The organism is bacterium (genome assembly GCA_027622355.1).
GTDB lineage: Bacteria > UBA8248 > UBA8248 > UBA8248 > UBA8248 > JAQBZT01.
This window is the reverse complement of the sequence record JAQBZT010000248.1, coordinates 1-4414: the sequence shown is the minus strand read 5'-3', so window position 1 is coordinate 4414 and position 4414 is coordinate 1. Positions and strand designations below refer to the sequence as shown.

Annotated in this window: 6 protein-coding genes and 1 pseudogene; 3 read left to right on the top strand and 4 right to left on the bottom strand. The window is 65.0% G+C overall.

The genetic code is table 11. The annotated features are described in order from the left end of the window. On the top strand, positions 1 to 546 hold a 546-nt coding region (locus O2807_12590; protein MDA1001337.1), incomplete at its 5' end, for a diaminopimelate decarboxylase. Beyond that, positions 543 to 1372: pseudogene (dapF, locus tag O2807_12585) on the top strand (diaminopimelate epimerase). The gene O2807_12590 and the pseudogene dapF, both read left to right, overlap by 4 nt. A gap of 91 nt (positions 1373 to 1463) precedes the next feature. Here the strand turns inward: dapF and O2807_12580 are convergent. The 4 genes from O2807_12580 to O2807_12565 are packed head-to-tail and all read right to left on the bottom strand — an operon-like array spanning position 1464 to position 3693. Beyond that, entirely contained in the window at positions 1464 to 2135 is a 672-nt protein-coding gene (locus O2807_12580) for a Spy/CpxP family protein refolding chaperone (GenBank protein ID MDA1001336.1), read from the bottom strand. Positions 2136 to 2191: 56 nt separating this feature from the next. Then, a complete protein-coding gene (locus O2807_12575) occupies positions 2192 to 2662 on the bottom strand; it encodes a hypothetical protein (GenBank protein MDA1001335.1) in 471 nt (156 codons plus the stop codon). Positions 2663 to 2683: 21 nt separating this feature from the next. Further along, entirely contained in the window at positions 2684 to 3112 is a 429-nt protein-coding gene (locus O2807_12570) for a hypothetical protein (protein MDA1001334.1), read from the bottom strand. Next, positions 3109 to 3693 (bottom strand): sigma-70 family RNA polymerase sigma factor, encoded by a 585-nt coding sequence (locus tag O2807_12565; protein ID MDA1001333.1) that lies wholly within the window; start codon positions 3691 to 3693, stop codon positions 3109 to 3111. Before O2807_12565 ends, O2807_12570 begins: the two co-directional genes overlap by 4 nt. Before the next feature lie 228 nt (positions 3694 to 3921). On the opposite strand from O2807_12565, the gene dapB reads away from it, so the two are divergent. After that, positions 3922 to 4414, top strand: a 493-nt coding sequence (gene dapB / locus O2807_12560; GenBank protein MDA1001332.1) for a 4-hydroxy-tetrahydrodipicolinate reductase, incomplete at its 3' end; no start/stop codon positions are given.

Here is a 4414-nt window from a genome sequence, read left to right as displayed (position 1 = left end):
CAGGAAACGCCGCCCGAGCCGAAGGAATATGCGGCGGCGATTCTGCCCCAGCTGAAGGATTTGGGCTGCACCCTCGTTTTCGAGCCCGGCCGGGTGATCGTCGGCAACGCCGGCATCCTGGTTGCCCGCGTCCTTTACGGCAAGGAGAACGACGAGAAGCGCTTTGTCATCATTGATGCGGGCATGAACGATTTGATCCGGCCCAGCCTCTATCAGGCCTATCAGGAGGTGATGCCGGTGGCGGAGGAGGCCGCCGGCCGCCCCCGGCGCCTGACCGATCTGGTGGGGCCCATCTGCGAGAGCGGCGATTATCTCGCCAAGGATCGGGAGTTGCCCGAATACCGGCGGGGCGACCTGGTGGCGATCATGAGCTCGGGGGCGTACGGCTTCGCCATGGCCTCGAACTACAACTCGCGCCCCCGGCCTCCCGAGGTGCTGGTCCGGGAGGATGAGTATTTCATCATCCGGGAGCGCGAAACGTATGCGGATCTGATCCGAGGCGAGCATATTCCGGAATTTATCGCCAGCGGAGGCGGCGGGAAATGAACCGTCCGATCCTGTTCACGAAACTCAGCGGCAGCGGAAACGACTTCATCTTCATCGACAACCGCGATGGCGCCTACGATGCGGACAAGATGATCGATTTCGTCCGGAAGGTCTGCCGCCGGGGGCTCTCCGTCGGGGCCGACGGAGTGATGTTCATCGAGCCGAGCGATGTGGCGGACTTCAAGTGGCGCTTTTTCAACGCGGATGGGTCCGAGGCCGAGATGTGCGGCAACGGCGGCCGCTGCGCCGTCCGCTTCGCCCGCGAAAAGGGCATCGGCAACAGCCCGGTCTCCTTCGAGACCATCGCCGGGGTCATTGATGGAACCATCGAGGGAAGCCGCGTGAAGCTGCGCATGACGCAGCCCTTCGGCTACCGCGCGGGCGTTGCGCTCGCTCTCGATGGCGGGCCCGACGTCGCCATTGATTATCTGAACACGGGCGTTCCGCACGCGGTGCAGTTCGTGGACAATGTGGAGCAGGTGGAGGTCTGCGAGGTGGGCCGGCAGATCCGCTACCATGAAACATTTGCGCCCGCGGGGGCGAACGCGAATTTCTGCCAGGTGACGGGGCCGAAGTCGATCCGCCTCCGCACCTACGAGCGCGGGGTGGAGGGTGAGACGCTGGCCTGCGGGACGGGCGCGGTGGCGGCGGCGATCCTGGCGGCCTCGCGCGGGCGGGTTTCGGCGCCGGTGGATGTTCTCGTGCAGGGGGCGAGACGCTGACGATCCATTTCTCCGGCGCGGGAGATGGGGTGGCCGATGTCTACATGGAGGGAGATACCCGCCTCGTCTACCAGGGGGAGATGACGGGCGAAGCCTTCAGCTGAGTGTGTTTTGGACAGAAAAGCCAAACAGAAAAGGGCTCCCTCCGAGGAGGAAGCCCTTTTTTTTATCCGAAGACCGGTGGCGGTGCAGAGACTACCGGCCCTGTCCGGGACCCATTCCCTGGCCCGGCTGCATTCCCTGTCCTGGCTGCATTCCCTGACCGGGGCCCATGCCTTGGCCGGGACCCATGCCGTAGCCAGGACCCATGCCGTAGCCGGGGCCGCCGCGCCGTCCGAATCCGCGGCCGCCGCGCCATGTGCTGGCGAGAAGGGTGCGGAGCTGTTTCTGCTGATCAGCGGTGAGCAGCTTCCGGCCCTGCTCGATGGTCCGCAGGCGCGCCAGTTTCAAGTCGGTCCGCTTGCTGGATATGGAACGGGCGATTTTCTCGACCGTGGTGAAATTCACGTTCTCCGCATCGAGCGCGCGCCGCAGATCAATCCGCAGGGTTTGGATCTCGGCCTGATCGCGGATGGCCCGCTGGGCGAAATTATCGCCGAGGGCTTTCAGCTTTTCGACCTGGGCGTCCGTCAGCTTCAGTTCCTCCCGAAAAGAGAGGGAGAGCGAGACGAGGGGACGTGTCGCGAAGCCCTCTCCTCGCCCGAAGCGGTAGCCGTGCTGCCCGAATCCGGAATGGTCCCCCATGCCTCCCATCATGTGCCCGTAGCCTCCCCGGTTGCCCGGGCCAGACGCTTCGTGTGCGGCGGAGATGCCGGTGGTGCCCAGCAATAGGGCTGCGGCGATGGCAAATACGTAAGCTTTTTTCATTTTCCTTCCCTTTCATACTGGCGGCAGATCCGGGAGGGCCTGAACTGGAACCCGGTTCATTTTTCCGCCTCGCCCTTGAAGGTGCGGAGGCGTTCCTCGAAGCGGTGCATCCGGCGCATGCCGCGCTGGTGGCGCCGCTCGCGGTGGTGCTGGACCATGACGTCGAACTTTTCCCGCTGTGCTTCGTCCAGGAAGCCCCGAAGCTCCTGCGTGGCTTCCTGAATCAGGCCGTCAATCTGGGGCCGGTACTGATTCCGCAGCGTCATCATCCTCTGGTGGTATAGACGCAGCGAGGTTCCCATCTTCTCCCGCTGGTCCGCACGGAGACTCAAATCCTGCTGGAGGCGCTCCATGAAGTGCACGCGCCCCTGGGCTCCGCCCCATTGCCGGGAGGCGAACGCAAAGGCGATCCGCTGGCCGTGCCACCTGCCGGCGAAATACCCGCCCACGATGCCGGCGATCAGGATGGCCAGTAGGATCAGGGACGCCTTCTTCTTTGCTCCCTCGGTCTGGTTCCAGAAATCCATGAGGCTCCTCCGCAGGCGCGATCAGCGGTTCGTGCCGTAGGCGATATATTGCAAAAGCTCATCCCCGCTCTGGATTTCGAACGGTTCATTGGAGAGGGGAGAGGCGTTTTCGAGCGATGCCACCTGGGTTGGGGGCTGAATGTCGGGTTTTTGCTCCGGGAGGGCGTAGAGCCCGAGCGAGAGCATGAGGACGGCGGCAGCCGCCACGGCGAACCGGGGGCCCATGGATGCGAGCGCGGTGAACAGGGGAGGGGGTGCCGGCGCTTCGAACCCGAACGGTTTCAGCTGGCGGCGGATGCGCTGCCAGAGAAGATCGTCCGCACGGCCATTTTCCCGCGGCGCCGCGCGGAGGAGGCGCTTCAGGTTGAGGATGCGCGCGTCTCCTGGGGCGGGATGGTCCCACCGTGCGGCCGAGGCCTGGCTTTTTTTCCAGCGTTCCCAAAGAGTCATTGAGAAGAATTCTCCAATTTTTCCGCGGCCCGGATCAAGGCCGCCCGTGCCCGGCTCAGGCGCGAGCGTACGGTGCCGGGGGCGATGCCCAGAATTTCGCCGATTTCCTCGTAGCTCAGATCTTCAATCTCCCGCATGACCAGTATTCTCCGGTGGTCTTCCTTCATCCGATCCAGGAGGCGGGACAGCTCCGCCACTGCTTTTTCCGCGTCAAGGTTGTCCTCTTCCGGCTTCTCGTCGGGCTCGGGCGCCGGCAGATTGGCCAGGGTGCTTTCGTCCAGCTCGGCAGGCGGCGGCGGTGCGCGGCGCGCGATGTCCCGGCAATGGTTGACCGCGATGCGGTGGACCCAGGTCGAAAAGCGCGATTCGCGGCGGAAGCGGGGGAGGGCCATGTAGGCCTTGAGAAAGATTTCCTGCACCACATCCTCGGTATCCTCCCGGCGCTCTCCCAGCATCCCCCAGACCAGGCCCCGGATGCGGCTGGCCGTGTGCCGGATGAGCGGCTCGAAGGCATCCGGATCGCCCGTGAGGCATTGGTCGATCCAGCGCGATTCGTCCTGGGCCGATGGAGCGGAATCCAAGTGTACTCTCCCTTTTGGGGGGCCGGGCGAATCCGCCGATGGGCGGGGCCGTCCGCTCCCCTGGCTCCAAGACCCGGGAGAGGCGAGAATCCCTGCGTCCTCATTGATATCAGACGCCTTCGGGTTCCATGCCCGGGGGGATGGGGCGTATAATGGCGACCAACATAAGGGATTTTGCGGATTCCGGCCAGATTGGGCTGAGATATTCCCCAAAAATGAGGTGAAACCGTGGCGACTCGGGTTGTGGTGGCAGGGGCGGCCGGCCGGATGGGCTGCCGGATCATTCATCAGATTGCGGCGGCGGAAAACATGACCCTCACCGGGGCGCTGGAGCGGGCGGGCCACTCCGCCCTGGGCACGGATGCGGGCCAGAACGCGGGCGCGGCCCCCGCCGGGGTGCCGCTCACGGCCGACCCGGAGACACTGGCGGGCGATGTCATCATCTCCTTCGCCATCCCGGCGGCCAGCCTGGCCCATGCCCGCCTGGCGGCGGAAAAGGGAATGGCCGCCGTCATCGGCACGACCGGATTTTCGGAGAAGGAGCGGGCCGAGCTGGACGCGCTGGGGGGAAAGCTCGCCTGCGTGTTCGCGCCGAACATGAGCGTGGGGGTGAACGTGACGTTTCGCCTGATCGAGGAGGCGGCCCGCCTTCTGGGCGAGGACTATGACGTCGAAGTGCTCGAGGCGCACCACAACCAGAAGATCGACGCGCCCTCGGGCA

Excerpts from the sequence above, each read along its gene's own strand:
- O2807_12580 (MDA1001336.1), bottom strand. The coding sequence starts at position 2,135 with ATGAAAAAAGCTTACGTATTTGCCATCGCCGCAGCCCTATTGCTGGGC.
- O2807_12575 (MDA1001335.1), bottom strand. The coding sequence starts at position 2,662 with ATGGATTTCTGGAACCAGACCGAGGGAGCAAAGAAGAAGGCGTCCCTG.
- O2807_12570 (MDA1001334.1), bottom strand. The coding sequence starts at position 3,112 with ATGACTCTTTGGGAACGCTGGAAAAAAAGCCAGGCCTCGGCCGCACGG.